26 protein-coding genes are annotated in these 24,344 nt (G+C 61.4%); 9 read left to right on the top strand and 17 right to left on the bottom strand.

The window, feature by feature from the left end; all coding sequences use genetic code 11:
- Positions 1-6: 6 nt before the first annotated feature.
- On the bottom strand, positions 7-852 hold the full coding sequence (locus BS629_RS24550; protein ID WP_018241224.1) for a metallophosphoesterase: 846 nt from the start codon (positions 850-852) through the stop codon (positions 7-9).
- Between the two features lie 137 nt (positions 853-989).
- The gene (locus BS629_RS24545; RefSeq protein ID WP_008528928.1) at positions 990-1,592 is read right to left on the bottom strand and encodes a superoxide dismutase; all 603 of its coding nucleotides are present in this window, start codon (positions 1,590-1,592) and stop codon (positions 990-992) included.
- A gap of 225 nt (positions 1,593-1,817) precedes the next feature.
- Here BS629_RS24545 and BS629_RS24540 point away from each other — a divergent pair, with 225 nt between their 5' ends.
- The 3 genes from BS629_RS24540 to BS629_RS24530 all read left to right on the top strand — a co-directional run bounded on the left by BS629_RS24540 (position 1,818) and on the right by BS629_RS24530 (position 3,911).
- Entirely contained in the window at positions 1,818-2,144 is a 327-nt protein-coding gene (locus BS629_RS24540) for a hypothetical protein (protein WP_018241223.1), read from the top strand.
- Positions 2,145-2,464: 320 nt separating this feature from the next.
- Positions 2,465-3,118 carry a class I SAM-dependent methyltransferase gene (locus BS629_RS24535; RefSeq protein ID WP_018241222.1) on the top strand — a complete coding sequence of 218 codons (654 nt, stop codon included), beginning with the start codon at positions 2,465-2,467 and terminating at the stop codon, positions 3,116-3,118.
- A gap of 61 nt (positions 3,119-3,179) precedes the next feature.
- Positions 3,180-3,911: a sulfite exporter TauE/SafE family protein gene (locus tag BS629_RS24530; RefSeq protein WP_018241221.1), complete on the top strand. Its 732-nt coding sequence runs from the start codon at positions 3,180-3,182 to the stop codon at positions 3,909-3,911.
- 31 nt (positions 3,912-3,942) lie between these two features.
- Here the strand turns inward: BS629_RS24530 and BS629_RS24525 are convergent, their stop codons facing one another.
- Positions 3,943-4,287: a nuclear transport factor 2 family protein gene (locus BS629_RS24525; RefSeq protein ID WP_018241220.1), complete on the bottom strand. Its 345-nt coding sequence runs from the start codon at positions 4,285-4,287 to the stop codon at positions 3,943-3,945.
- Between the two features lie 329 nt (positions 4,288-4,616).
- Here BS629_RS24525 and BS629_RS24520 point away from each other — a divergent pair, with 329 nt between their 5' ends.
- Complete coding sequence (locus BS629_RS24520; RefSeq protein ID WP_018241219.1) at positions 4,617-5,843, top strand: multidrug efflux MFS transporter; 1,227 nt, start codon at positions 4,617-4,619, stop codon at positions 5,841-5,843.
- Here BS629_RS24520 and BS629_RS24515 read toward each other — a convergent pair.
- Positions 5,840-6,454, bottom strand: coding sequence for a TetR/AcrR family transcriptional regulator (locus tag BS629_RS24515; protein WP_018241218.1), 615 nt, complete (start codon positions 6,452-6,454; stop codon positions 5,840-5,842). The two genes, BS629_RS24520 and BS629_RS24515, sit on opposite strands and share 4 nt — an antisense overlap.
- A 117-nt stretch (positions 6,455-6,571) precedes the next feature.
- Between BS629_RS24515 and gstA the strand changes: the two genes are divergently transcribed.
- On the top strand, positions 6,572-7,255 hold the full coding sequence (gstA, locus tag BS629_RS24510; protein WP_018241217.1) for a glutathione transferase GstA: 684 nt from the start codon (positions 6,572-6,574) through the stop codon (positions 7,253-7,255).
- Positions 7,256-7,291: 36 nt separating this feature from the next.
- Here the strand turns inward: gstA and nadE are convergent, their stop codons facing one another.
- The 4 genes from nadE to BS629_RS24490 form a co-directional block, all read right to left on the bottom strand.
- Positions 7,292-8,125, bottom strand: coding sequence for an ammonia-dependent NAD(+) synthetase (gene nadE / locus BS629_RS24505; protein ID WP_018517847.1), 834 nt, complete (start codon positions 8,123-8,125; stop codon positions 7,292-7,294).
- Between the two features lie 118 nt (positions 8,126-8,243).
- The gene (locus tag BS629_RS24500; protein WP_018241215.1) at positions 8,244-9,449 is read right to left on the bottom strand and encodes an adenylate/guanylate cyclase domain-containing protein; all 1,206 of its coding nucleotides are present in this window, start codon (positions 9,447-9,449) and stop codon (positions 8,244-8,246) included.
- A gap of 30 nt (positions 9,450-9,479) precedes the next feature.
- Positions 9,480-11,099 (bottom strand): MDR family MFS transporter, encoded by a 1,620-nt coding sequence (locus tag BS629_RS24495; protein ID WP_018241214.1) that lies wholly within the window; start codon positions 11,097-11,099, stop codon positions 9,480-9,482.
- Between the two features lie 119 nt (positions 11,100-11,218).
- A complete protein-coding gene (locus BS629_RS24490; RefSeq protein WP_018517846.1) occupies positions 11,219-12,520 on the bottom strand; it encodes an HlyD family secretion protein in 1,302 nt (433 codons plus the stop codon).
- Between the two features lie 138 nt (positions 12,521-12,658).
- Between BS629_RS24490 and BS629_RS24485 the strand changes: the two genes are divergently transcribed.
- Together BS629_RS24485 and BS629_RS24480 are read left to right on the top strand one after the other, a co-directional pair.
- On the top strand, positions 12,659-13,561 hold the full coding sequence (locus BS629_RS24485; RefSeq protein WP_018241212.1) for a LysR family transcriptional regulator: 903 nt from the start codon (positions 12,659-12,661) through the stop codon (positions 13,559-13,561).
- Between the two features lie 166 nt (positions 13,562-13,727).
- Entirely contained in the window at positions 13,728-14,273 is a 546-nt protein-coding gene (locus BS629_RS24480) for a hypothetical protein (protein ID WP_018241211.1), read from the top strand.
- Between the two features lie 194 nt (positions 14,274-14,467).
- On the opposite strand, the gene BS629_RS24475 is transcribed toward BS629_RS24480, so the two are convergent.
- Complete coding sequence (locus BS629_RS24475) at positions 14,468-15,355, bottom strand: branched-chain amino acid aminotransferase (protein WP_018241210.1); 888 nt, start codon at positions 15,353-15,355, stop codon at positions 14,468-14,470.
- A gap of 247 nt (positions 15,356-15,602) precedes the next feature.
- Here BS629_RS24475 and BS629_RS24470 point away from each other — a divergent pair, with 247 nt between their 5' ends.
- Entirely contained in the window at positions 15,603-16,646 is a 1,044-nt protein-coding gene (locus BS629_RS24470; protein WP_077988536.1) for a zinc-dependent alcohol dehydrogenase family protein, read from the top strand.
- Between the two features lie 66 nt (positions 16,647-16,712).
- Here BS629_RS24470 and BS629_RS24465 read toward each other — a convergent pair whose 3' ends face one another.
- Positions 16,713-17,531 carry a sugar phosphate isomerase/epimerase family protein gene (locus BS629_RS24465; RefSeq protein ID WP_018241208.1) on the bottom strand — a complete coding sequence of 273 codons (819 nt, stop codon included), beginning with the start codon at positions 17,529-17,531 and terminating at the stop codon, positions 16,713-16,715.
- A gap of 445 nt (positions 17,532-17,976) precedes the next feature.
- On the opposite strand from BS629_RS24465, the gene BS629_RS24455 reads away from it, so the two are divergent.
- A complete protein-coding gene (locus tag BS629_RS24455) occupies positions 17,977-18,444 on the top strand; it encodes a cupin domain-containing protein (RefSeq protein WP_077988528.1) in 468 nt (155 codons plus the stop codon).
- 71 nt (positions 18,445-18,515) lie between these two features.
- Here BS629_RS24455 and BS629_RS24450 read toward each other — a convergent pair whose 3' ends face one another.
- The 7 genes from BS629_RS24450 to BS629_RS24425 all read right to left on the bottom strand — a co-directional run bounded on the left by BS629_RS24450 (position 18,516) and on the right by BS629_RS24425 (position 24,166).
- Positions 18,516-19,091, bottom strand: coding sequence for a histidine phosphatase family protein (locus tag BS629_RS24450; RefSeq protein ID WP_018241206.1), 576 nt, complete (start codon positions 19,089-19,091; stop codon positions 18,516-18,518).
- Positions 19,092-19,143: 52 nt separating this feature from the next.
- A complete protein-coding gene (locus BS629_RS24445; RefSeq protein WP_018241205.1) occupies positions 19,144-19,638 on the bottom strand; it encodes a P-loop nucleotide/nucleoside kinase family protein in 495 nt (164 codons plus the stop codon).
- 79 nt (positions 19,639-19,717) lie between these two features.
- Positions 19,718-19,873 carry a GNAT family N-acetyltransferase gene (locus tag BS629_RS40575; RefSeq protein WP_245268249.1) on the bottom strand — a complete coding sequence of 52 codons (156 nt, stop codon included), beginning with the start codon at positions 19,871-19,873 and terminating at the stop codon, positions 19,718-19,720.
- A complete protein-coding gene (locus tag BS629_RS39985; RefSeq protein WP_020493377.1) occupies positions 19,819-20,181 on the bottom strand; it encodes a GNAT family N-acetyltransferase in 363 nt (120 codons plus the stop codon). The genes BS629_RS40575 and BS629_RS39985 overlap by 55 nt, the downstream gene beginning before the upstream one ends.
- Complete coding sequence (locus tag BS629_RS24435; RefSeq protein ID WP_018241204.1) at positions 20,156-20,719, bottom strand: P-loop NTPase family protein; 564 nt, start codon at positions 20,717-20,719, stop codon at positions 20,156-20,158. Before BS629_RS24435 ends, BS629_RS39985 begins: the two co-directional genes overlap by 26 nt.
- Positions 20,720-20,819: 100 nt before the next feature.
- Positions 20,820-21,671 (bottom strand): alpha/beta hydrolase, encoded by an 852-nt coding sequence (locus tag BS629_RS24430; protein ID WP_018241203.1) that lies wholly within the window; start codon positions 21,669-21,671, stop codon positions 20,820-20,822.
- Positions 21,672-21,781: 110 nt separating this feature from the next.
- Positions 21,782-24,166: a methyl-accepting chemotaxis protein gene (locus tag BS629_RS24425; RefSeq protein WP_077988526.1), complete on the bottom strand. Its 2,385-nt coding sequence runs from the start codon at positions 24,164-24,166 to the stop codon at positions 21,782-21,784.
- Positions 24,167-24,344 lie beyond the last annotated feature (178 nt).

Genomic DNA, 24,344 nt, shown 5'->3' with positions numbered 1-24,344 from the left:
TCGCAACTAGTAAGCCAGCGTGCGGCTCACCTCGCGGCCGAAGCCGCGGATTTCGATGCGGTCTGTATAAACCTCGACGATCGCGAAGGCGTTTTCCGTCTCGGTGTCGACCACGCCCTTGAAATTGACGAAGTGGCAGGCGCCGGCCATGCCGTAATTGCCGACGTGGTCGTGGCCGTTTAGATAGGCAACGACATTGCTGCTGGAGGCGAGCAGCTCGACGATGCGCTCGCTGTCCCACATGCCGTGCTCACTGGGCGGATGAATGGGATAGTGATTCATGACGATCACCTTCTCGCCGGCCTCGGCCGCTTTTGCGATTTCATCGCCAAGCCAGGCGAACTGCTCGTCGCTCAGTGCGGCATTCCAGCGATGGGCATTCCTTGCACCCTTGGCCTGCAGCTCTGCCAGCATCCGAGCTGCCAGCGCTCGATGATGATGGCCTTCGGGCGGCGCGAAGATGCTGACCTCGTTGCCGTCGAGCACGATAAAGCGCCAGCCGTGACGCAAGAAGCTATAATAGGGCGATGGCATGCCGAGGCGCGCGGCGACTTCGGACAAGTGTCCTGCAGAGACCGAGAAATCGTGGTTGCCGAGCAGGAAGAGCGCCTCGTGCCTGAGCTTCTCATAGACCGGCAGGATATCGTCGAAGCTTGAAAAGCTGCGGTCGATGACATCGCCGAGCGTCATGACGAAGCTCAATTCCCAGCCATTGAATACCTCGATCGCCGCGGCGACCTTGGCGAGGCTGTTGGCGTAATAGCGATCCATCACCACATGCGGCGCGATCGCCGCATATTGCGGGTCGGCGATGATGCCGAAGCGGAACAAGCGAGAAGCAGAGGAAGACATGGGGCGTGATTAGGAGCGGCTGGTGACAGGGATGTGACGGCTTCGTGTGAAAACGAAACACCCGGCGTTTGAGGCGCCGGGTGTCAAATTCGAAGAGGCGGACGACATCGCCGCCATGGCGGCTGGTCTGGTACCGCTTACTTCGTGGCTTCTTCGTAGCGTTCCAGGACATAGTCCCAGTTGATCAGGCTATCGACGAAGGCTTCGAGATATTTCGGGCGGGCGTTGCGATAGTCGATGTAATAGGAGTGTTCCCAGACGTCGACGCCGAGGATCGGGGTGGCGCCGTGAACCAGCGGGTTTTCGCCGTTCGGGGTCTTGGAGATTTCGAGCTTGCCGTTCTTGACGGAAACCCAGGCCCAGCCGGAGCCGAACTGGGTGGCGCCGGCATTGGCGAAATCGGCCTTGAACTTGTCATAGCCGCCGAGATCGGAGGTAAAGGCCGCTTCGAGTTTGCCCGGCAGCTTGTTGCCGCCGCCGCCCTTCTTCATCCACTTCCAGAAATGGATGTGGTTGTAGTGCTGGGCCGCGTTGTTGAAGAGGCCGGCATTGGTGCCGAAGGACTTCTTGACGACGTCTTCGAGCGAGAGGTCCGAAAGACCGGCTTCGGCGGCGAGCTTGTTGCCGTTGTCGACATAGGCCTTATGGTGCTTGTCGTGGTGGAACTCCAGCGTTTCCTTCGACATGAAGGGAGCAAGCGCTTCGTAATCATAGGGAAGTTCAGGCAATTCGAAAGCCATGTCAGATCTCCTCTTGGCAATTGATTGCGTCTCGGCAGGTGAGGCGGAACATAGGAGCGGAAAGGGGGAGAGGCAACCGGCGAATTATCAAAAAACGACCGGCCGGAGGAAAATTTGCCTCAGTTACAGGGTTGGAGTCGCGCGTAGAAATCGCTTGGGCAAATCAATGGGAATGCCCGCCCCGAAAACCGCTTTGCCTGTTATGGCGATCAACGGAGACCCGATATGAACAGGAATATAATCCAGCCTCTCACTGCCGCCGTACTGCTTTGCCTGGCAGGTACGGCGCATGCCTCCTCCGATGACGCCTGGAAGCAGCTCGCCGCCGACGTCGAGGCCAAATGCAAGAAGGCAGCGGTCACGATCGAGAAGCCCAGCACCACGGTCGATCCGTTCGGCAGCTCGCATTATGGGCTTGCCCTGGTGACAGGCAAGCCGAAGGGCGCCAAGGGGCTGATCGCCCAGATCTGCGTCTACGACAAGCAAAAGAAAACCGTCGAGATCGGCAGCGAACTGGACACCAAACAGCTTGGGCTGATGCCGGCAAAATAGGCTGTAGCGGGGTCACCCCAAAGTGCCCCCCGGTGTGGATCTGTGCCTTGGGTCACATTTCGCCGGGAACCGGAACCTACCCTTAGGAGTTGAGAGGCTGGGCTTTAGAGCGGTTCAGCTTTTGAGAGAAGCACAGAACCGCTCAAATCTTTTTATTTGATGCAATTCCTGGGGAACCGCTTTCCACTTTTCCTGGGCTTGCGACTGCATAATTCCCTAAAGCAGAATTGATTTAGGGGCAAAATTATGCAGCAATTCAAAGTGTTACAGCGCCCTTTGCGCGTCCGAAAAGACGTGCGGCGCTGTAGGGAGGTGCCGGCATGTCAGAGCTTCGCAGCAGGGCGGAAGATCAGCAAAAAATCTATCAGCGTTGGGCGCCGGTCTATGACCGCGTCTATCGCGGCATCCTGCGCGATGGCCACCGCAAGCTTGCTGCACTCGCGGCCGCAGCCGGCACCGATATTCTGGAAATCGGCGTCGGCACCGGCCTGACGCTCGGGCATTACCCGCGCCACTGCCGGGTAACCGGCATCGACATTTCCGAACACATGATCGCGCGGGCGCGTGAAAAGGCGAAACGCGAGAAGCTGCAGCATGTGCGGGCGCTTGATGTGATGGATGCCCATGCGCTTACCTTTGCCGACCGGTCTTTCGATGCGGTCTGCCTGCCCTTCGTCATCACGCTCATCCCCGAGCCCGAACGGGCGCTTGACGAATGCGCGAGAGTGCTCAGGCCGGGCGGCGAGATCATCCTTGCCAGCAAGCTTGGCGACGGCGCCGGTCTGCAGGGCGCGATCGAGACGGCGGTGGCGCCGCTGGTGCGTCACATCGGCTGGTCCTCCGCCTTCCGCGTTCACCGCATCGTCGCCTGGGCCGAGCGCCGCGGTGATTTCGCGCCTGCCGATATTCTGCCGGTCTTTCCGAACGGCTTCTTCAAGATCGTCAGGCTGAAGCAGCACGGACTTGCCGCCTGAGACCGGAAACTTTTTCCCCGCGTCGCTTATTCTGATGCTACCGTTTGTCTGAGGGGACTGCATGACATCGGATTTCTTTTTCTTCATCGTCGTGGGTTTCTGCGCGCAGATCGTCGACGGCGCACTCGGCATGGCCTTCGGCGTGCTGTCGACGACCAGCCTTCTCGCCTTCGGGGTGCCGGCGGCCAATGCCAGCGCCATGACGCATGTGGCGGAAATGTTCACCACCGCCGCCTCGGGCATCTCGCACGCCTATCATCGCAACGTCGATTGGCGCCTCGTGGCGCGGCTCGCACCGGCCGGCATGATCGGCGGCGCGATCGGCGCCTATCTGCTGGCCAATATCGACGGCAAGGTGATCGCGCCCTTCGTGTCGGCCTATCTGATCGCGATCGGGCTGGTGATCCTCTACAAAGCCTTTCGGCCGCCGCCGAAACGGGATGTCCGCGACTGGATGGTGCCACCGGTCGGGCTTTGCGGCGGCGTGCTCGATGCCATCGGCGGCGGCGGATGGGGGCCGATCGTCACCAGTTCGCTCGTCAGCCGCGGCCATGACCTGAAGCGGGTGATCGGCTCGACCAATTTCACCGAATTCGCGGTGACGCTGACGATTTCCCTGACCTTCATGTTGACGCTCGGCTGGTCGGAGCTCAATTCGGCGATCGGCCTGATCATCGGCGGCGTTATCGCTGCCCCTTTCGGCGCGATCCTCGTCAAACGGCTGCCGGTGCGGCCGCTGATGGTGGCGGTCTCGATGATCATCATCGGCACGTCGGCAATGCGGCTCCTGTAAAGACAGGGCGATCGCCATCCCGGCCGGGAGACTACAGATTCCGGCCAAAATAAACATCCACGGAGGCGATCTTGTCGCCGTGGAAGCGAAGGCTCTCGATGTTGCGGAAGCTGCCGCCGTCCCGTTTTTTGGCGCGATAGCGGATGACCGCCTCGTCGCCTTCGATCGCCAGGAATTCGATATCAAAGCCGCGGAAGACCGGCTCCTTCGGCCAGCAGCGCTCGAAATAGGTCGCCCGGTCGATGTGGTCGTCGCGCGGACTGGAGAAGGTGAAATCCTCCGTCAACATGGCGCCGACGATATCCTTGCGGTCGTCGAGATAGGCGGCATAGAGATGACGGACAGTCTGCTCTCGGGATGTGCGCATGTCGCTCATGGCAATGTCCTTGGATTGACCGATTGCATTATGCAATCGGTCATGTTGTAGCAGTTTTGTCCGAGAGGGTCCAGATTGCGGCTCTCATTTCCGAAGACAGGCCACCAATGCCGAAGCGCCATCTTGAAGGATGGGCCATAGCGCGGTTATATCAGCGCGTGCCCGCCCTGGAACGGCGAGCGCATGCACCGCTACGGCCTATGCGTTCGACCTCGAAAAACTCGATCTCAGGACAGTTTCACCCGCGCCGATCTCCTCGCCGCGGCAAAGGGCACATTGTTTCACCATGCGTGCGGAACTCGCCGCGCGATCAATGCCGGGGCCGAGAGATGACCGATACGCAATTGGACGCCAGCGCCAGGCCCGGCTCGATCCACTGGAAGCGCAATCTCACCATCTCGCTGATCGGCTCCTTCACCACGATCGTGGCGATGACGCTGCTGCTTCCCTTCCTGCCGCTTTATGTCGAGGAGCTCGGTGTCAGCGACCATGCTGACATCGTGCAGTGGTCGGGTATCGCCTATGGCGCCACCTTCTTCGCCGCGGCTCTCGTCGCGCCGCTCTGGGGCCGGCTCGGCGATATTTACGGCCGCAAGCTGATGCTGGTGCGCGCCAGCCTCGGCATGACGCTGGCGATCTCGCTGATGGGCATGGCCGGTAATGTCTGGCAGCTGGTGGCCCTGCGCCTCTTCGTCGGGCTTGCCGGCGGTTATGCCTCCGGTTCGATGGTGCTGGTGGCGACGCAGACGCCGAAGGACCGTTCGGCCTGGGCGCTCGGCGTGCTCTCCTCCGGCATCATGGCCGGCAATCTCGTCGGGCCGCTGGTCGGCGGGGCGCTGCCGCCGATCATCGGCATCCGCGGCACGTTTCTCGCCGCCGGCGGCATGATCTTCCTCGCCTTTCTCGCCACGGCATTGCTGATCAAGGAAGAGAAATCGCCGGCCCGCAAGCAGGCGGCGAAGGCCAGCGGCGGCTGGAAATCCATTGCCGACAAGCGGCCCGTCATCGCCATGCTGGCGACCGGCATGCTCTTGATGTTCGCCAATATGTCGATCGAGCCGATCATCACCGTCTATGTCGCGCAGCTCGTGCCCGTCGAAGCCCAGGTGACGATGATATCGGGCATCGTCATGTCGGCCGCTGCCCTCGGCAGCATTCTCTCGGCGTCATGGCTCGGCAAGCTCGCCGACAGGATCGGCCATTGGCCGGTGATTTCAGGCGCGCTCGCCGTCGCCGGGCTGTTGCTGATCCCGCAGGCCTTCGTCACCAGCTCCTGGCAGCTGATCATCCTGCGTTTCCTGATGGGCGCAGCACTCGGCGGGCTGCTGCCCTGCATCGCCGCTGTTATCCGCCACAGCGTGCCGGACAGTGCGGCCGGCAGCATTCTCGGGCTTTCCATCTCGTCGCAATATGTCGGCCAGGTGGCCGGCCCCATCCTTGGCGGCTTTGTCGGCGGGCATATCGGCATGCGGGCGGTGTTCCTCGGCACGTCAGTACTGCTTCTCGCAGGTGCTGCCTATTCCTGGATGGTACGGCCGAGGGAGACATCCGGCTAAGGGGCGCTCCCGCAGATCAGCTCGACGCCCGACCTGGCGATCGCTTCCAGCGTCTCGCGGCTGTCGCCGGCGCGGGCGCGGACGGCGAGCGAATGCATGACGGCGGAGGCGAGCCTTGCAAGCATCTGCGGATCGGCGCCTCGGGGAAGCTCGCCCCTGTCCACGGCAAGGCGCATGCGCTTTTCGATCTCGTCGTCGAAATCATTGAGGCTGCGGCCGAGCACCTCGCGGATCCGCTCATGCTGGACCGCCTCGACCGATGCCGTGCCGATCAGCAGACAGCCGCGGGCGGCGGTTTCACCGTGCAGATAGATCGCCAGCGCACCGGCATAGACGCGGGCGATATTGTCGCGCAACGGCAGTGACGGGTCGAGCGCCTCAGTCAGCACGTCCATGCCGTCCTGCCGATACCCCTCCAGCGTATCGAGATAGAGATCCTCCTTGTCGCCGAAGGCGCCGTAGAGGCTCGGGCGGTTGAGGTTTGTCGCAGCGCTCAGATTGTCGAGCGAGGCGGCGGCAAACCCCCTGTCCCAGAAGACATCCCGCGCCTTGCCGAGCGCCGCCTTGGCGTCGAAGGCCCTCGGGCGGCCGCGCTTCTTTTCGTCCTTCATATTTTGTACCATTTCGCATTAAATTCTTGACGAAGATTATTTTATGCGAAACAGTACAAATGTTCAAACGCTATCGGCGGGCGGCACCGACCGCCTCCACAGGGAGAGGAAACCGCGATGAAACTCTATATGCACGCAGCCGCCTGTTCGCTTTCACCGCACATCATCTGCCGGGAGCTAGGGCTTGATATCGAGCTCGTCCAGGTCGACCGCCAGACCCACAGGACGAGCGATGGTGAGGATTACCTCGCCATCAACGGCAACGGCTATGTGCCGGCGCTGATGCTCGACGACGGCAAGGTGTTGACCGAGGGGCCGGCGATCGTGCAGTTCCTCGCCGACAGTGTGCCGGAAGGGGCAGCTATGTTGCCTGAAGTCGGCGACATCCGCCGCAACGAGGTGCAATCCTATCTGAACTTCATCACCGCCGAGCTGCACAAGCCGATGGTGTTGCTCTTCAACCCGATTTATTCCAGCGTTCATGGCGAGGTCCGCGCGCTGATCTCGAAGCGGCTCACCTGGCTGAACGGCCGTCTTGCCGGACCCTATCTTACCGGCGATGCGTTTACGGTGGCGGATGCCTATCTCTTCGTCTGCCTGAACTGGTCGCCCTGGACCGACATCGATCTCAGGCAATGGCCTGATCTGCACGGCTTCATGGCCCGGGTGGCGGCACGACCGAAGGTGCGCGAGGCGCTGCAGGCCGAAGACCTCGAGGCCTTCGATGCCGACGGCGTCTATTTTGCACCACACGCCTATCTCGCCTCATCAGGACGGACCGGCTCGCCGGTCAGGCCGTAAACGCCAGGTCGCCCGCATTCCGGGCTCGGACGACCGTCACAGCGAGCTCACGGCGACCGGCAAAGCGCGCTTGTGGCCGGTCGCCCGATAGGCGGCGAGGATGCGGCGGCGGGCGATCTCGCCGACCGGCTTGCCTTCGAGAAAATCGTCGATCTCGTCATAGCTGACGCCATAGGCCTCCTCGTCGGGGCGCAATGGGCGCTGGTCCTCGAGATCGGCGGTCGGCACCTTGAACACCAGCTCGTCCGGGGCGCCGAGCCGCTTTGCCAGCAGGCGGACCCGGCGCTTGTTAAGGCCGGCGAGCGGCAGGATATCGGCCGCGCCATCGCCGAACTTGGTGAAGAAGCCCATGACCGCCTCGGCCGCATGATCGGTGCCGATGACAAGGCCGCTCACCGCGCCGGCGAGCGCAAACTGGGCGATCATGCGCTGGCGGGCCTTGATATTGCCGAGGATGAAATCCTGTCGGCCGGCATCGGCAAAGGCGAGGCCGCCGTTTAACGCGGCAGCAAGCATCGCATCCGCCGGCGCCTTGATGTTGACCACCATCGAGCGGTCGGCGCCGATCGTTTCCAGCGCCCTCACCGCATCCACCTCATCAGCCTGGACACCGTAGGGAAGGCGCACGGCGATGAATTCGGCCGCGTGGCCGCTGTCCCGCAGCTCGCGCACCGCCTTCTGGGCCAGCAACGCTGCCGTCAGCGAATCGACGCCACCGCTGATGCCGAGGACGTAGCCGCGCATGCCCGAAGCGATGAGATAATCCTTGAGGAAACCGGTTCGCCGTTCGATCTCGCGCTCAGGGTCGATGTCGGCGGCGACACCCAGTTCGCGGATGATCTCACCTTGTTCGTCGAACAGCACAGTCATAAGCCTCTTCCTCCCCGCTTGCGGAATTTCGGCGCCACTATGGCGAAAAGATGGGGGGAAGACGAAGCCGTTTCGGGCAGACCTGCCATGCATTTTATGCAAGTGGGCGGTTTGGCACCTACCGCACGATCGTGAACAGCTCCACCGGATCGGCAAAACCCTTCAGCCTGTGCGCCCCGACAGAGACGGCATCCCCTGCCCCGGCCTCCTCACGGAACGGCGCCGACATCAGCAAGGGCTCTCCCAGTTCGCTGCAGGCGGTCTGGATGCGGCTGACCAGGTTGACGTCGCCGCCGATCAGGGTGAAGTCGAGGCGGCGGCCGGAGCCGACATTGCCGTAGCTGACCTCGCCGTAATGCAGGGCGATGCCGGCCTTCACGCCGAGGCCCTCATATTGGAAATGGTCGATCTCATCGAGGATAGCGCGGGCCGATGCCAGGGCCGCGCCGCACGAATGGGCGGCATCATAGCCCGGGAAAAAGGCAAGCACGGCGTCGCCCATGAATTTCAGCACCTCGCCGCCTTCGCGGGTGATGGCCGGCACGATTTTATCGAAGTAGGCGTTGAGCAGGCCGAGCACGGTGCTGCCCGGCAGCCGGTTCGACAGTTCGGTAAAGCCTCTGAGATCACAGAGCAGCAGGGCTGCCTCCATCGATTCGACCTCGTCGCGGCGGATGCGGCCGGCCAGGATGCGGCTTGCCGTCAGCGGGCCGATATAGGTATCGAGCAGGCTGAGCTCGACCTGGCGAAGGATGCGCAGTTCGCTGGTGTTGCGCAGCGCCGGCAGGATGCGCTCGATCACCTGACGTTCGGTGGCGGTGAAGCCGCCCGGCCGCTTCGTACCGAAGACGGCAGCGCTGACCGGGCCGTCGACATTGCAAAGTGGCGCGATGACGAGCTGCATCAGGCCGCGGTCGGCAAAGACATCGATATGCTGCCAGCGGCCATGCACACTTTCTCTGGTATCGACCACAAGCGGTTCGCGGGTTTCCATGACCTTGCGCAGTGGCGTATTTGATATGGCGACCCGGGCGCCGTGTTCCCGGTCGTGGATCTCGACCGGTTCGCCCGGCGCCCAGGCGATGGTGCGGCCGATGAACTCGGGATGCAGCGTCATCAGATGCAAGGTCAGCCGGTCGACCGGCAGGCCGAGCGCCTGGAGCCTGCGGCCGAGGCCGGAGACGAGGCCCGCTTCGTCGAGCGCGTGGCATTCATCGCCGGAGAGCCATTCGATGATGGAGAGCAGCGCAGCGGCGCTGACGGCATGGCCGACGGTCTTCGTCGGGAGCCTGTCGGTATCGGGAGCATAGATCGCTGACGTCATGGCTTTCTCCTCCTTGAGGGAGGCGGGGCGCTAGTGAGCGCCGCCGCCGGAAAGTTGACCGGGTTTCCTGAGAAGCAGGGTTGCAAGCAGGGCGACGACGAGGGCAACGCCGAGCAGGAAGAAGGTGTCACTGAAGGCCATGATATTGGCCTGCTTGCGTATTTTCAGCGCGATGGCGACGACGGCCTTGTGGCTGGCGAGCGCCTGATCACTGACGCCGTGGTTCACGAAGTAGCCGGTGAGCCTGGCGATGCGATCGCGGGTGGCTTCCTCGAAGACCGAGACAGAATTCGTGAGGATGTTCGAGTGGAACTGTTCGCGCTTCGACAGGAAGGTCTGCAGTGAGGCGATGCCGACGGCGCCGCCGAGATTGCGCATCATGTTGAAGAGTGCCGAAGCCGAACCGGCATTTTCCTGCTCGATGCCTGCGGTAGCGATTGCCGAGAGCGGCGTGAAGACGAGCGCCTGGCCGATGGCGCGGACGATGTTCGGCCAGAACAGCTGGTCGCTCGCATAATCGCCGGTCATATGGACGTTCATGAAGTTCGAGGCGGCGAAAAGGGCAAAGCCGACGACGATCAGCAGGCGGACGTCGAAACGCTTCATCAGGCGCGGCACCAGCGGGATCAGCAGCAGCTGCGGGATGCCGGTCCAGGCGAGAACCATGCCGATCTGCTCGGAATTATAGCCCTGGATGCGGGTCAGATAGATCGGCAGCACGAAGACCGAGCCGTAAAGCGCGATGCCGAGCAGGAAATTGGCGACGATGCCGAAGCCGAAATTGCGGCGCACCAGCAGGCGAAGGTTCAGCAGCGGATTGGCAGTCTTCAGCTCGATGATCAGGAACAGCGTCAGCGAGACGGCAGCGATAACAGACAGGCGGACAATGAAATCGGAGCCGAACCAATCTTCCTTGTTGCCCTCTTCCAGCACGGTCTGCAGGGCCGCAAGGCCGATCGCCATGGTGACGATGCCCGGCCAGTCGCCCTTGGCAAGCAGCTTCAGGTTCATCGGCGCGCGGTCGAGCGAGACCCAGAGCAGGCCGACCATCAGCGCGCCGGGCACCAGGTTGACGTAGAAGATATGTTCCCAGCCCCAGTTCTCGGTGAGATAACCGCCGATCGTCGGGCCGATCGCCGGCGCGAAGGTGGCAGACAGGGCAAAGAGCGCGAGACCGATCGGCTGCTTGGCCTTGGGCAGCAGGGTGATGATGATGGTGAAGGCCATCGGGATCAGCACGCCGCCGGAAAAGCCCTGAATGGCGCGCAGGATGATCATCTGCTGCAGATTGGCCGCGAAGGCGCAGGCGACGGAGAAGATGAGAAAGAGGATGGCGTTGACAAGCAGATAGTTGCGGACCGAGAAGACGCGTGCCAACCAGGCGCTGAGCGGAATGACGACAATCTCGGCGATCAGATAGGAAGTCGAAATCCAGCCACCGTCATCCGTGCCGGCGCCGATCGCGCCCTGGATATCGGCAAGCGAGGCGTTGACGATCTGGATGTTGAGGACGGCCATGAAGGCGCCGAGCGTCGAGCCGACAACGGCTGCCCACATGCGCAGAGGGCTCATGACGGCAGGTGCCACGGGCGCTGCGGCGGCGGGGCGCGTCAGCGAATTGCCGTTTGCGGCGATCTGAAGAGTGGCCATGGCTTATCTCCTTCCAGCTCTCGCGGGAAACTTTCTCATGACGGGATTCGGGTGATCATTCGGGAATGATCGGGATCATTCGGGAACGATCGGGGATCATTGGGCGAAGAAGGGAAGGATCATCCAGCGTGGCTGGATAATCCCTCTTCGGCCGCCCCAGAGGCTTGGGCAGGCTTGGTCTCGCCAACCTTGGTCTCGGCAGCTCGGGTTTGGGCAGCCTTGGTATCGATTTCAGGCTCGACCGACATGCCCGAGCGTAACAGCCCGCTCGGCGCTTCGTCGTCGATGACGATCTTGACCGGGATACGCTGAACGATCTTGGTGAAATTGCCGGTGGCGTTGTCCGGCGGCAGCAGCGAGAATTCCAGCCCGCTTGCCGGCGAAACGCTGTCGACATGACCCTTGATCGAGATGTCGGGAAAGCTGTCGACCTTGATCTCGACCGACTGGCCGGGGCTGATATAGGTCAGCTGCGTTTCCTTGAAATTGGCGACGACATAGACCGCATGCAGCGGCACGACCGCCATCAGCTGCGTGCCCGAGGTGACATACTGACCGACCCGGATCGACCGGGCGCCGACCGTGCCGTCGACGGCGGCGACGATGTCCGTATAGGAGAGGTTGAGCTCTGCCTGCTGGGCGGCGGCGGCCGCACGGTCGCGCTGGGCAACGGTCTGTTCGCGCTCAGTCTGCAGCACCGGCACCTTATTCTGAACCGTGACGAGGGCTGCCCGGTCGCGCTGGACGGCAGCAGCGGCCTGGTCACGGGCCGACTGGGTCTGTTCGGCGCGAGACTGGGTGCCGGCGCCGTTGGTGATCAGGCGGGCCGAGCGGGCGGCATCGGACACGGCAAATTCCAACGATGCCTGCGAGGCATCGATCGTCGCCCTCGCCTGCTCGATCACCGATTGCTGCAAGGAGATCTGGGCGTCGATATTGGTGATGGCGGCTTCGGCCGCCTTCACATCGGCTCTGGCCTGCGACAGTGCGGCCCGGAAGTCGCGATCGTCGATGCGGGCGAGAACCTGACCGGCCTTGACCGTGTCATTGTCGTTGACCAGCACCTGGCTGATATAGCCGGCGACCTTCGGGGCGACAGTGGTGTAATCGGCCTTCACATAGGCATCGTCGGTGGATTCGATGAAGCGGCCGACCGTCCAGTAGCGATAGCCGAAATCGCCTGCGAAAGCGACGCCGGCAAGCAGCGCGGCGGCAAGGACGGCGCGCTTGACGATCCGACGGCCGGTCTTTTTGGGCGCTTCCGCGACTGATGCGTCCGCAGCCGGTACTTCGGCGACCGGCGCTTCAGAGACAGGCATGGCGGGCGCCTCGGCGGCCGGCGCCCTGGCGGCTTCCTCGGCCAAGATCTGCTCGGCCTGCTTCGCACTTTCGAAAACTTGCCTGTGGGGTAACTCGAGCATCGCAATTCTCCTTCACCGTTGGCCTCCTCTGTGAGAGGCCATGTTCGATGCGCAGGAAAATGCACCCTGACATTTATTTTGATAATCTGCTTAAATCGGGAAGGATCATCAACTCTCAGCGGATAATCCGAGGGCAATATGGATCGGTTGACAAGCCTCACAGTCTTTGGCCGGGTGGTGGAATGCGGTGGTTTTTCCGCCGCCGCGCGCCGGCTCAACATGTCCGTCACCATGGTCGGCAACCACGTGCAATCGCTGGAGGACCGGCTCGGCGTGCGGCTGCTCAACCGCACGACGCGCAAGGTCAGCCTGACCGAAACCGGCAAATATTACTATGAGCGCTCTTTGCAGATCCTGGCCGAGCTGGAAGAGGCGGACCGGACGGCAGGCGCGCTGAGTTCGACGCCGCGCGGCACGTTGAAGGTCTATACCAGCAGCGCCATCGTGCGTTTCCTCTCGCCTGTCGTCAGCGAATTTATGGAGCTCTATCCGTCGATCTCACTCGATTTCAGCGTCGGCGAGCGGATGGTCGACATGATCGAGGATGGCTACGATCTGGTGATGCGCACCGTACTGCCGCCGGATTCGTCGCTTGTCGCGCGCAAGCTGACGCCCTGGCGCCATATGCTCGTCTGCTCGCCGGCCTATTTCGAGAGCCGTCCGATGCCGAAGACGCCGGCCGAGGTCGCCGATCACAATTGCCTGCAATATGCCTATCACCCCTATGGCGACGAATGGCGCTTCGAGGATGGCGAGGGCAAACAGGAGAGCGTCAAGATCAGCGGCAATGTCGTCTCCAATAGTGCCGAGATGCTGCGCTTCCTGACGCTGACCGGGCGGGGCATCTTCCTGGCGCCGAGTTTCGTGGTGTTCGACGACATCGCCGAAGGGCGGCTGGTGAAGATCATGCCGGACTACCGGCCGATCGAGTTCAACATCAACGCGGTCTATCCCAACCGCAGCCACCTGCCGACCAAGGTGCGGCTGTTCATCGATCTCTTGGCGGAGAGATTTGCGGAACATCGGAAGTGGATGACGTGAGGGGGAATTTTACATTGGAGGTCAGCCTTCACTGCAACACAGCGGAATTCGGCAGCAATGCCGTTCGGCCCCAAAAATGCCCCGACTTCGCTGGACACCATTCGACTATGAAAAACAACAGGATGGTGCGTCGGCTGTGCCCATAGACATTTGGAATGTTCGGCGAATGGTCATCGCCGCTTTTCTTGGCACCGCGTGTGCAGCTTACCATCGCGCCTTGGATTTTTGGCCGCTTGATTCGGCCAATGGGCTACGAGGACTCTTCGATCTATTGGGAGGGCCGCTGCTCTTTCTCTCGGTCGCGGGCATACTGTTCGTTTGGTTTGTCGGCGCATTAGTCGCGTTATTTCGTCGTCGTATCCGTGGAATGGTGAGTCGTCTTATTGCTATCATCATTGTTCCGGTTTGTTTTGGGACGATGATCACCGTGCCTTTGTTCGATCCCTGGCTATGGTACGTCATTTTCAATAAATCGCGTTTCGAAGCGGCGGCAGCCGCGAGTGGCTCTGCACAGAACGGTACGATCATCGAGGGGCGCGACGTTTCGACAGGGATCGCCGGCGCGGGTTACAATCATTTTGTCGCTCTCATCTTTAGCGAAAGCGATCCGCCCAAACTGGTTTATGGCGACAGCGATGAAGAAAAATTGGCAGCCAATTCGGTGCTGACGCACCTCTACGGCAATTTCTACAGGCGAGATGAGTACTTTTGACGACCTTTGCGGGAACTGAGAGGCTGCGGCTATCCCCCTTCGCCCCGCAAGCGGGGAGAAGGTGCCGCCAGGCGGATGAGGGGCGGGGCGGACCCTGATCCGCCGAACCGCTGCAGCCCTGCGCTTGCGCTTCGGGCGTTCGTCGTTGCAATCGATTCACTGGATCGATTGCTCCCGCTTCGCGGGACCTCTCCTCACTCCTCGCTTTCGCTGCGGCCGTAGGCCCAGTCCATGTAGAGTTCCAGCGCCTTGCGGGTGACCGGGCCTTCCTGGAGGTTGCGGTCGTCGAGGCGGGCAACGCTAACGACCTTGGAATAGTTGCCGGTGGTGAAGATCTCGTCGGCTTGCATGAAATCCTCGACGGAGAGCGTTGCTTCGTGCACGTCGAAACCGGCCTGGCGCAGCAGGCCGATGACGCGGGCGCGGGTGATGCCGGCGAGGAAGGTGCGGTTGGCGGCCGGCGTCATCACCACGCCGTCCCTGACCATGAAGATGTTCGAGGAAGCGGTCTCGACGACATTGCCGTTCAAGTCGCGCACCAGCGCATTGTCGAAACCGCGGCTGCGCGCTTCGGCGATCATGCGGCCGCTGTTTGGATAGAGCGAGCCGGTTTTCGCCTCGGTCATCGCGGTTTCCGGCGAGGGGCGGCGATAGGGCGAGACGGTGAGGCTGGTGCCGCCATGGCCGCCCATCGGCGCCTCGAACAGGCAGAGCGCGAAGCGGGTCGATTCCCCGTCGACGGCGACGACGCTGCCGGGCGAACCGTGTTCGCCCCAGTACATCGGCTTGATATAGATTGCCGTCGCACCGTCGAATTTCGCAACGCCTTCCCAGGCAAGTGCGGCAATCTCCTCGGCTGATTTTACCGGCTTCAGGCCCATGGCGAGCGCTGAGCGGTTGATGCGCTGGCAGTGCAGGTCGAGATCCGGCGCGATGCCGTCGAACCAGCGGGCGCCGTCGAAGACCGTCGAGCCCAGCCACATGGCGTGCGAGGTCGGCCCGATCAGCGGCGGATTGCCAGGGAGCCACTCCCCGTCGACATGGGTCCAGGTGGTTGAACGGGGTGATGTATCGACGGCCATGATGGTTTCCTCCTGAAGCCGGAGAAGGAAAAACCGCTGCGGCAAGCCGGGTCAAGGACAAATCCCGAGCGGAAACGCGGAAGCAAGAAAATGCCGGGGAATGGCGGCAGGCCGCAATATTCGTGCGCAGCACGGCGGCTTCATCGATGGGTGCATCAGCAAAAATGATGGAATGGAATGTTGGAATGGCTACCTGCCGCATGTCATCATGCGCGCAATCACGGATAGACAGCAAGGGAAGACGCCGATGAAAGCCATGTTCTACGAAGCCTTCGAACAGGCGCCCGAAATCCGCACCCTGCCCGATCCGACGCCAACCGAGGACGGCGTCGTCATAGCGGTCGGGGCCAGCGGGCTCTGCCGTAGCGACTGGCACGGCTGGATGGGCCACGACCCGGATATCCGCCTGCCGCATGTGCCGGGACACGAGCTTGCCGGGCGGATCGTCGCCACCGGCCGCGGCGTGATGCGCTTCAAGGTCGGCGACCGGGTGACCGTGCCTTTCGTTTCCGGCTGCGGCCATTGCAGCGAATGCCATTCCGGCAACCAGCAGGTCTGCCCGAACCAATTCCAGCCGGGCTTCACCCATTGGGGGTCGTTCGCCGAATATGTGGCGATCGATTATGCCGAGACCAATCTGGTGCACCTGCCCGACACGATCGACGATGCGACGGCGGCAAGCCTCGGCTGCCGCTTCGCCACTTCGTTTCGCGCCGTTGCCGACCAGGCGCGCACTGGGCCCGGCGAATGGATCGCCGTGCATGGCTGCGGCGGCGTCGGCCTGTCGGCGATCATGATCGCCACGGCGCTCGGAGCGAATGCGATCGGCATCGACATTTCCGAGGAGAAGCTTGCCTTTGCGCGGGATTGTGGGGCGGTGGCGACGGTCAATGCGTCAGGCGTCGCCGACGTGGCGGAGGCAGTGCGCGAAATCACCAAGGGCGGCGCGCATGTCTCGATCGACGCGCTCGGCCATCCTGTCACCTGCTTCAACTCGATCAAGAATCTGCGCCGGCGCGGGCGGCATGTACAAGTGGGGCTGATGCTCGGTGAACACGCAACGCCGCAGATTCCAATGGCGCAAGTGATCGGCCACGAGCTGGAAATCTATGGTAGCCACGGCATGCAGGCCTGGCGTTACGACGCCATGCTGTCGATGCTTTCGGCCGGCAAGATCGCGCCGCAGAAGCTGATCGGACGGCGGGTTAGCCTCGAGGAGGCGGTGCCGGCGCTGATGGCGCTCGACAAAGCTGAGGCCACGGGGATCAGCGTGATTACCCGGTTTTCATGAGGGAATTCCACCCTCCCCGCCCGTGGCCAGCACGGGAATGAGGGAGGGCGGGACGAGCAACAGACCCTACTGAGCTACGCCGATCGAGGCGAGAAAAGCTGATGAAGCCGGGATCTTGGACTTATCCTTGATCTCGATGATGAGGCGCGGATTGCTTTCGAGCTTGGCAAGGGCTCTAAAGACGGCGTGCCAGTGGATCGAGCCCTCACCGAGGCTCCAATGGCGATCGGCATATCCGTCGGCATCCTGCAGATGGACATGCTGCAGGCGATTGCCAGCGGCCTTGACGTAATAATCGACCGGCGGAGCACCGGTATAGCCATGGGCATAATGGGCATGGCCGGTATCGATCGAGACGGCGACGGCAGGCGATTGGAAGCTTTCGGCGAGCGCCACGCGAATATGCGGATCCTTGTCCTCGATGTTCTCGATGACCATGGTGCAGCCGATATCCTCGGCGCGCCTGACGGCATCGCGCAGGGTCATGTGCGTGCGCTCGACCAAGGCCTCGCGGGCGCCGGCATTGTCGTCGAGATTGTTGTAGGACCAGGACGTATAGGGGCTGTGGATGACCATTTGGGTCGCGCCGATGGCGGCACAGACATCGAGCCCCTGCAGCAGACGCCGGGTGACAATGGCGCGGATATCAGGATCTTCCGAGGCGATGGTGAAGCCCCAGAACGGGCCGTGAATGCCGAGGCGGCCACCATGACCGTCGAGAAGCCTTCTGGCGCGGGCGGCGCGCGGCGCCCAGTCACCGTTCAGAATCTCGGCATCGACGAAGCTCTGCAATTCGAGATCGCGGGACTTTTCGAACAGCCAGTCACGGTGAAGTTCGACTTCATCGAGCGTCATGGCGGCACCGACGACGGGAAGAGAAGACATGGATGCGCTCCATCAATGTGAATGATCAATGTGAATGCCGGGACGGCGTGAAATGACGGCCCCCAAAGAACGGCTAAGAACGGCCGCCGCGTTCTATGCGCCCCTTCTGTGTCGGCGGTATTACAGGCGCCGAGCCTTTCGAACTCTCCGGCCTCAGTCATTTTCGCATAGCTGATGCGGCATTGGCGGACCTTGCGGAAACGCGCCGAAGTACCGATATCGGCCCCGACAGTCTCGTGACGCAGTGGCGCGCGAGCGGCGCTGAACCCCCGGCAACGGAGCCGTTTGTTCATCGCTTCGGCCGATGTAGCGCGATTCTTTGAAAGCGTTCGGCGATGTTACCCCCAACAACAGGGCGGGTTGTCAAAGGCGTCGCAAAGGTCTAACGGCTGCGCCCGCAAGAAAAAGCCCATAAGAAGAAGCCCTGTAAGAAAAAGAAAGAGACATGATGTCCAACTCATTTGTGAAAATGCCTGCGAGCGACGAGGCAAAGCGGTTTTTCGTCCTCGGCGACCGGGTCGAGCGGCGGCTTAGAATCAGCGGAGCCTGGCTCAATATCTTCGACGTCACCGTGCCATCAGGCAGCCGGACGCCGAAACATGCGCATGCGAGCCCGGAAGTGTTCCGCATGCTCGAGGGACGCCTGACGATCTGGCGCCTGAGCGACAGCGGCCCCGAAGAGATCGAAGCCAGCGCCGGCGACATCGTCACCATCCCGCCCTTCATGGTGCACGGCTATTCCAACCGAGGAACCGTTCCCGTGGTCTTCTCCGCGGTCGTCGATCGAGACATGGCCGAGTTTATCGAAGCGGAAGGCACGACCGAGCCACCGAAGGTCAGCCCTTCGGCGGAAACCATCGCCCGCATGACGGCAGCCGCCAACGCCTACGGGATCACCATCCTCGCGGCTTAGCGGAGCGTAAGCACCGCGGACGGAAGCGAGCGTCAACGACACCGGCTATGTTTGGGAGGTTGCCTAATCGGTCATCGGTCCGCCGGAGTGTCCGGTACATCGATAATCTTCATTTCGTTCCCGTCCAGCACTACGGCAGTCGGCATGGAAAGACTTCGCCAGAACGCCAGCGGATCGACCCTGAGAACCCGAGCGGCGTAGATCGACATGGCGGTGCCATGTGTTACGATCATTAAGTCGCCACTCGGTCGGGCTTTTCTCGCTCGGGCCACGGCTTGGTCCATTCTATTGAAAACCGCATCTGCGCTTTCGTCGCCAAATGTGAGCTGGTGAGGATGCTCCAACAGTCTGGTGATGCCTGCTTCAAAATCAGTTCGCGCAATATATCCTACCTTGGATCGGTCGTGTTCCCGCAAGTCAGAATCAAGACAAACGGGAAGAGCCAGACGATCAGCAATCAAGGCAGCGGTTTGATGCGCTTTCTTTTCAGGACTGCTGCGTATTTCCTTTACGCGGAATCCGGAGAGGTATTTTGCCAACTCGATCGCGGCTGCCTTACCCGGTGCACTTAGGCGCCAGTCGATAGACGGTGTATCTCCTTCAATGGAAGGGAGACTGTGACGAACGAGAACGATCCGAGATTCCATGTTCCGATACCGGTTCGTCGTTGATTGGCGGCAGCTTGGTGTAATTTCCTTCTCAGTCGCCAAGTCGGTCGATCAGTTCATCAACAGCCGCTTCCACCGTTTTCAAAGCCGTGTCGATGACGATTGCATCAGGCCATTCGTCATAGGTTCTTTCGGAAATCGCTTGCCATGTCGGCTTCACCAGACCTTCGACGTCGGTGAGGCGCGTTTCAGCACGGTTGCGGTGCTCGGCTTTATCCGAGCAAACGATCTCGACCTCCGCCGCTGTCACCCCGGCGGCTTGCGCGACCGAAAGCCACGCTGACCGGGTTATCCGAAGCGGGTTGACGGAGTCGGCGATAACAGTCCTGCCAAGGGTCAGATTGTCTCCAGCAATGCCGTAAGCCACGATATAGCCTGCAGGCCCGGCATCATCGGCAATTCCGGAGGCACGGATTGCCTGCTCGATGGTATCGACGCGCACATGGACCGCATTCAACCGCTCAGCCAAAGCGCGGGCAATCGTCGTCTTTCCACTGCCAGGCAGACCACCGAAGATAATGAGCATCGTGACCTCGTCGTTTTTGGAGAGGCTCCACGAGAACGTTAGAGCAGCTCGCGGTCAGCGCAATACTTCACCATTGAGGCTAGGTTCGCAATTCCTTTGTCAGCACAGGGTTTTCACCATCGGCCTCGACGACGGTCCATCCGAGCGCTTCGTAAAACCCCACGGCGTCTCGCGCCGCATTCACAAGCAATCTCTTGACCCGGTGTTGTGATGCGAATTTTTCGAGGCCTGCCATGAGCATCCGGCCGTACCCTTTCCCTGGCGTTCCGCCCTGATCGCGACGGTCCGCACCCATGCTGTCTGCTCGCTCATCAGATCAAGGCGAGCCGCACCGACCGGAGTGTTTTCAAGCAGAAGCAGCAAAGGGAAATGCCCATCCCTTCGATCATCGGGATGGTTCGCATCATAGCCAATCAACCCGCGGGCCTCGAAGAGGACGGCGCGGCGGATGTCGTGGTAGGCATTCCAGTGTTCATCCGCAAACACCTGGACGACCATCCAGGCGTCTTCGCCCTCGTCATTCGGAAATCTGGGCTCTTTCATCGGCGGCCTCGTCGATGCTGGTGGACAACCGGTCGGCAAAATCGGTGACTGCCTCACGGCTCGATAACAGGAACTTCGGACGGGTAAAGACCGAGAACAATCGCGCGTGCGTCTCGAAGGAATTCCAGTTGTTCGTTCTACTCCGGTATTCGGCCACCCACTTTAAAAGGCCATCGAATTGCGTTCCGGTCTCGCCGCCTTGGATACCTCGCAGCTTGATGTTGGCGATGCATTCTTCCTCCGGCAAATCAATCCAGACCAGGATCGTCGTGCGGTTGAGGACCATGTTCGCCAGTTGCCCGTAAACGCCCTCCATGACCCAAGCATTGCCTTCGGCCGCCGCCTTGACCATCTCGTCCCGCAACGCTCTGTCGCGATCGATGCCGTAGCGCCCCGGCTCCCAATGCATGTCATCAAGGTGGACAACCGGATGGTGAAGCTGCTCACCAACACGACGGGCGAGCCATGATTTACCCGCACCGCCGTTGCCCATGATGAGCATGCGGTCAAAGGTGGCTGAGGGATTGGGAAATGTCATCGGCAACTCCGAGGACTTTGCGCTGATGCTGGTTTGTGTGACCTTAGCGCGAGGTATTGAATGCTTTCAAATCAAAATTGAGCGCGGGCCATCCTTGCAGTTATGTTCGCGTGAGGAAAGCTGGCCGCAGAGCAAAGAAATTCGCGGTCGCCATCACCAGCGCATCGAGAGCTTCAGTGCCGAGCGATGTATTGAAGGCGTGGTCCATCGGACTGATCCGAAGCTCGTTGTCCCCGTTATGGGCCGACACGAATTTTCGTCCTGTGCCCGCCGGAATGGCAGTATCCAAGGACCCTTCCGCCACAAAAAGCGGGCCATCATAGGCTTTGATTTCATCGAATGGATCGTGCGTTGCCACCTCTTGAAAGAAGGGGTGCCTGAGCTTGAGCCTGGCGCCCCACGGCATCACGATCTCGGTCGCAATGCTCTCTTCCGCCAAACCGCGAAGATAGGTTTCCCGACCGATCAGAGCGGGAAAGGAAACACTTAGCTCTCCAATAGCAGCCCAAAGAGCAATCCCGGACGGTCTATTGGTTCGCCCGCCTATCGCAGCAGCGACCAATCCACCCTGGCTCCATCCCAGCAGGAAGATACGGTGTCCATCGACGCGGGGGTCGGACCTGAGAAACTCCATGGCGGCAATGCCATCGGCTATTTGGCTCGAATATGTCGTGTTCTCAAACAGGCCGTCGCTTTCGCCGCTTCCACGGAAATCGATCCGAAGACTGGAAAACCCTAGGGATGCAAAAGACCCGGCTATGTAGGCGAAAATTCCTTTGCCTTGGCTTGGAATCTGAAGCTCATCTCGAACTCCGCCAAACCCCGGAAAAAGCAGGATCACCGGCTGTGGCTTTCCGGTAGCAAGGCGCAACGTGCCGACAACACGCTCTCCCTGAACGTCAAAGGCTACGACCTCCTCTGACGGTTCGTTACTGTTGCGGTCCTTTGGCAATTTCCACCACCGAGATACACCCAAACAAAGAGCTGAGGCGGCAACAAACTCGCGCGGGTGCTATCTGCTGCCAAGGGGAGCGGCGCTCAGCGGCGTCGCACGCCGTATGTCTAGAACTCTTCCCAGTTGCCCTCGGTCGAAGCCGGTGGTGCGGCTGAGGTGCCGAAGGCTGCTGCAAGCTTGCCGCCGAGCGCACGGGCCGGTGACGGAGCGGGCCTGGCATGGTCGGTGGCCGAGGCGGGAACCGGTCTGCGCATCGAAAGCATCGCCCCCACCGGGCGTGCCAACGGCTTGGCAGTCGTCCAGGCGGCAGGGGCCGCCTTTGCCACCTGGCCGAGATTGAACTGTGCCAGACGCTCCGAGAGGGCAGACACCTCCGTCACCAGCGTATGCGAAGCGGCGTTCGATTCCTCGACCATCGCGGCGTTTTTCTGGGTCGACTGGTCCATCTGGTTGACCGCCGTGTTGATCTCCAGGAGACCCGTCGACTGTTCACGGGCGGCCTGGACGACCGCCTGGACATTGCTGTTGATCTGCTGGACTTCGGCAACGATTGCCTGCAGCGCCTTGCCGGTCTGGCCGACGAGATCGACGCCACGCTTGACCTGGTCGCCGGACGAGGTGATCAGCGCCTTGATCTCCTTGGCGGCGGTGGCCGAGCGCTGCGCGAGTTCACGCACTTCCTGGGCGACGACGGCGAAGCCCTTGCCGGCCTCCCCCGCACGCGCTGCTTCAACACCTGCATTGAGGGCCAGCAGATTCGTCTGGAAGGCAATATCGTCGATCACGCCGATAATGTTGGAGATCGACTGCGAGGATTGCTCGATGCCGGTCATGGCGTCAACGGCATTGCGCACGATCTCTCCGGACTTTTCTGCACCATCCTTGGTGCGGCTGACGAGCGTTCCCGCCTCCTCGGCGCGAAGGGTGGAGTCCTTGACCGAGGTGGTGATCTGCTCCAGCGCAGCGGCGGTCTCCTCGACGGAAGCGGCCTGCTGTTCGGTGCGGCGGGCGAGATCGTCGGCGCCCGAGCGGATTTCTTCGGAACCGGCCTGAATGACGGCAGCGTTTTCGGAGAAGGAAATCAGGGCTGCCTGGAGCTTTTCGACAGACGCATTGAAATCGACGCGGATTTCGTCAAGGGAGTCGGTAAATGGCTTTTCCAGCCGGATGGTCATATCTCCGTTGGAAAGGCTTGCCAGTCCGTTGCCGAGTTCGCTCACCGCAAACTTGATCGAATCCTCACGGGCGGCATGGAGGACGGAACGTTCCTGTCGTTCGATCTCTTCGCGGGACCGGGAGCTTTCCGCATCGGCCTCGAGCCTGATCTTCTGGCGATTGCTTTCCAGCAGGATGGCGAGGGAGCGTGAGAGGTCGCCGATTTCGTCCTCGGCATTCTTGTCGTTCAATTGCACGTCGAGTTGGCCATGGGCGATGCGATCAGTCTCGGCAATCACGCCCTCTATGCGGCGGACGAATTTGCGGGCAATGAGCCAGCCTGCGAAACCGAGCAGGAGGGCAGCGATGGCGGTGATCGCGACGGCGCTCCAGGCCATGTTATTGAGTTGGGCAAAGACGGTGGATTTGGGCACCGAAACAATGGCGTACCAGTTGAGGTCATTCGTGAGCTTTACCGGATAGGCGACAGAGAAATAGCTCTGACCGTCCGGGCCTGCGATCTCCTGCTCGACGCCGGGCCTGGCGATCAACTGATCCCAGCCGGCGGTGAGATCACCGCCGTCCTTGATATTCTTGCCTGCGAGCGCAGCGGAGGGATGGCTGATGATGCTGCCGGCGCCCGTCACCAGGCTGAGATAGCCGGTCTCCATCGGGTGGACTGCGGAAATCGCCTTGTTGGCGTCGTCGAGCGAAATGTCCATGCCGGCGACGCCAAGCGCCTTGCCATCGACCACGATCGGCTTGGCGACCGAGGTCATCAGCACATCCTTGCCGTCGACCGCGTAGACATAGGGTTCGATGACGACGGTCTTTTTCTGGGTAAAGGGAAGCTGGTAGTAGTCGCCGGCGCCCGACACCCCATAATCGACCAGCGGCGTGTGCTGGATCTTGTCGCCACTGCGCACCCAATAGGGCACGTAGCGGCCGGTGGTGTCGTGGCCTTCCTTGCCGACGAAATCCTTGTCCTTGCCGTCGAAGGCATTCGGTTCCCAGCCGGTCCAAACACCGAGCGCCATCGGATTATCCTGCAGCATGTTCTTCAGCAGGTCGTCGGCGGTCGCACGACTGGCGTTTCCGCTTTCCTTCATCGTCGACAGCGATGTCTCCAACGCATTGACGATGCCGAGCGCCACGCTCATGGATTTCTCGACGTTGAGCGCGTTGGTGGCAGCGATCTGGAGCATCTGATCGAGGCTCGATTTGCGCATATCGTTATAGGCGATGTAAAAAAGAACGCCCGATGCCGCGATCGTCGCGACGACACCGCAGGCCGCCACGGAAAAAATGTTGCGTCCGGTAGCCGATTTGAACTGCATGCGCGTACCTCCTCGAGCGGGCATGTCGTCGATCGAGCCGGGACGTGGCTGCACGTCGCGGAAATCGTTCGCAATTTGAAGAAAATACGAAGAGGCTGTTAATTTACGGTGTATTGCGCCAGCTTTACTTATGAGTTGGGCAGCTGTTCACGGGCTCACCTTGATTTGTCATAGGCTC

The organism is Rhizobium leguminosarum bv. viciae USDA 2370 (assembly GCF_002008365.1).
Lineage (GTDB): Bacteria > Pseudomonadota > Alphaproteobacteria > Rhizobiales > Rhizobiaceae > Rhizobium > Rhizobium leguminosarum.
This window is presented reverse-complemented; position numbering and strand designations above follow the sequence as displayed.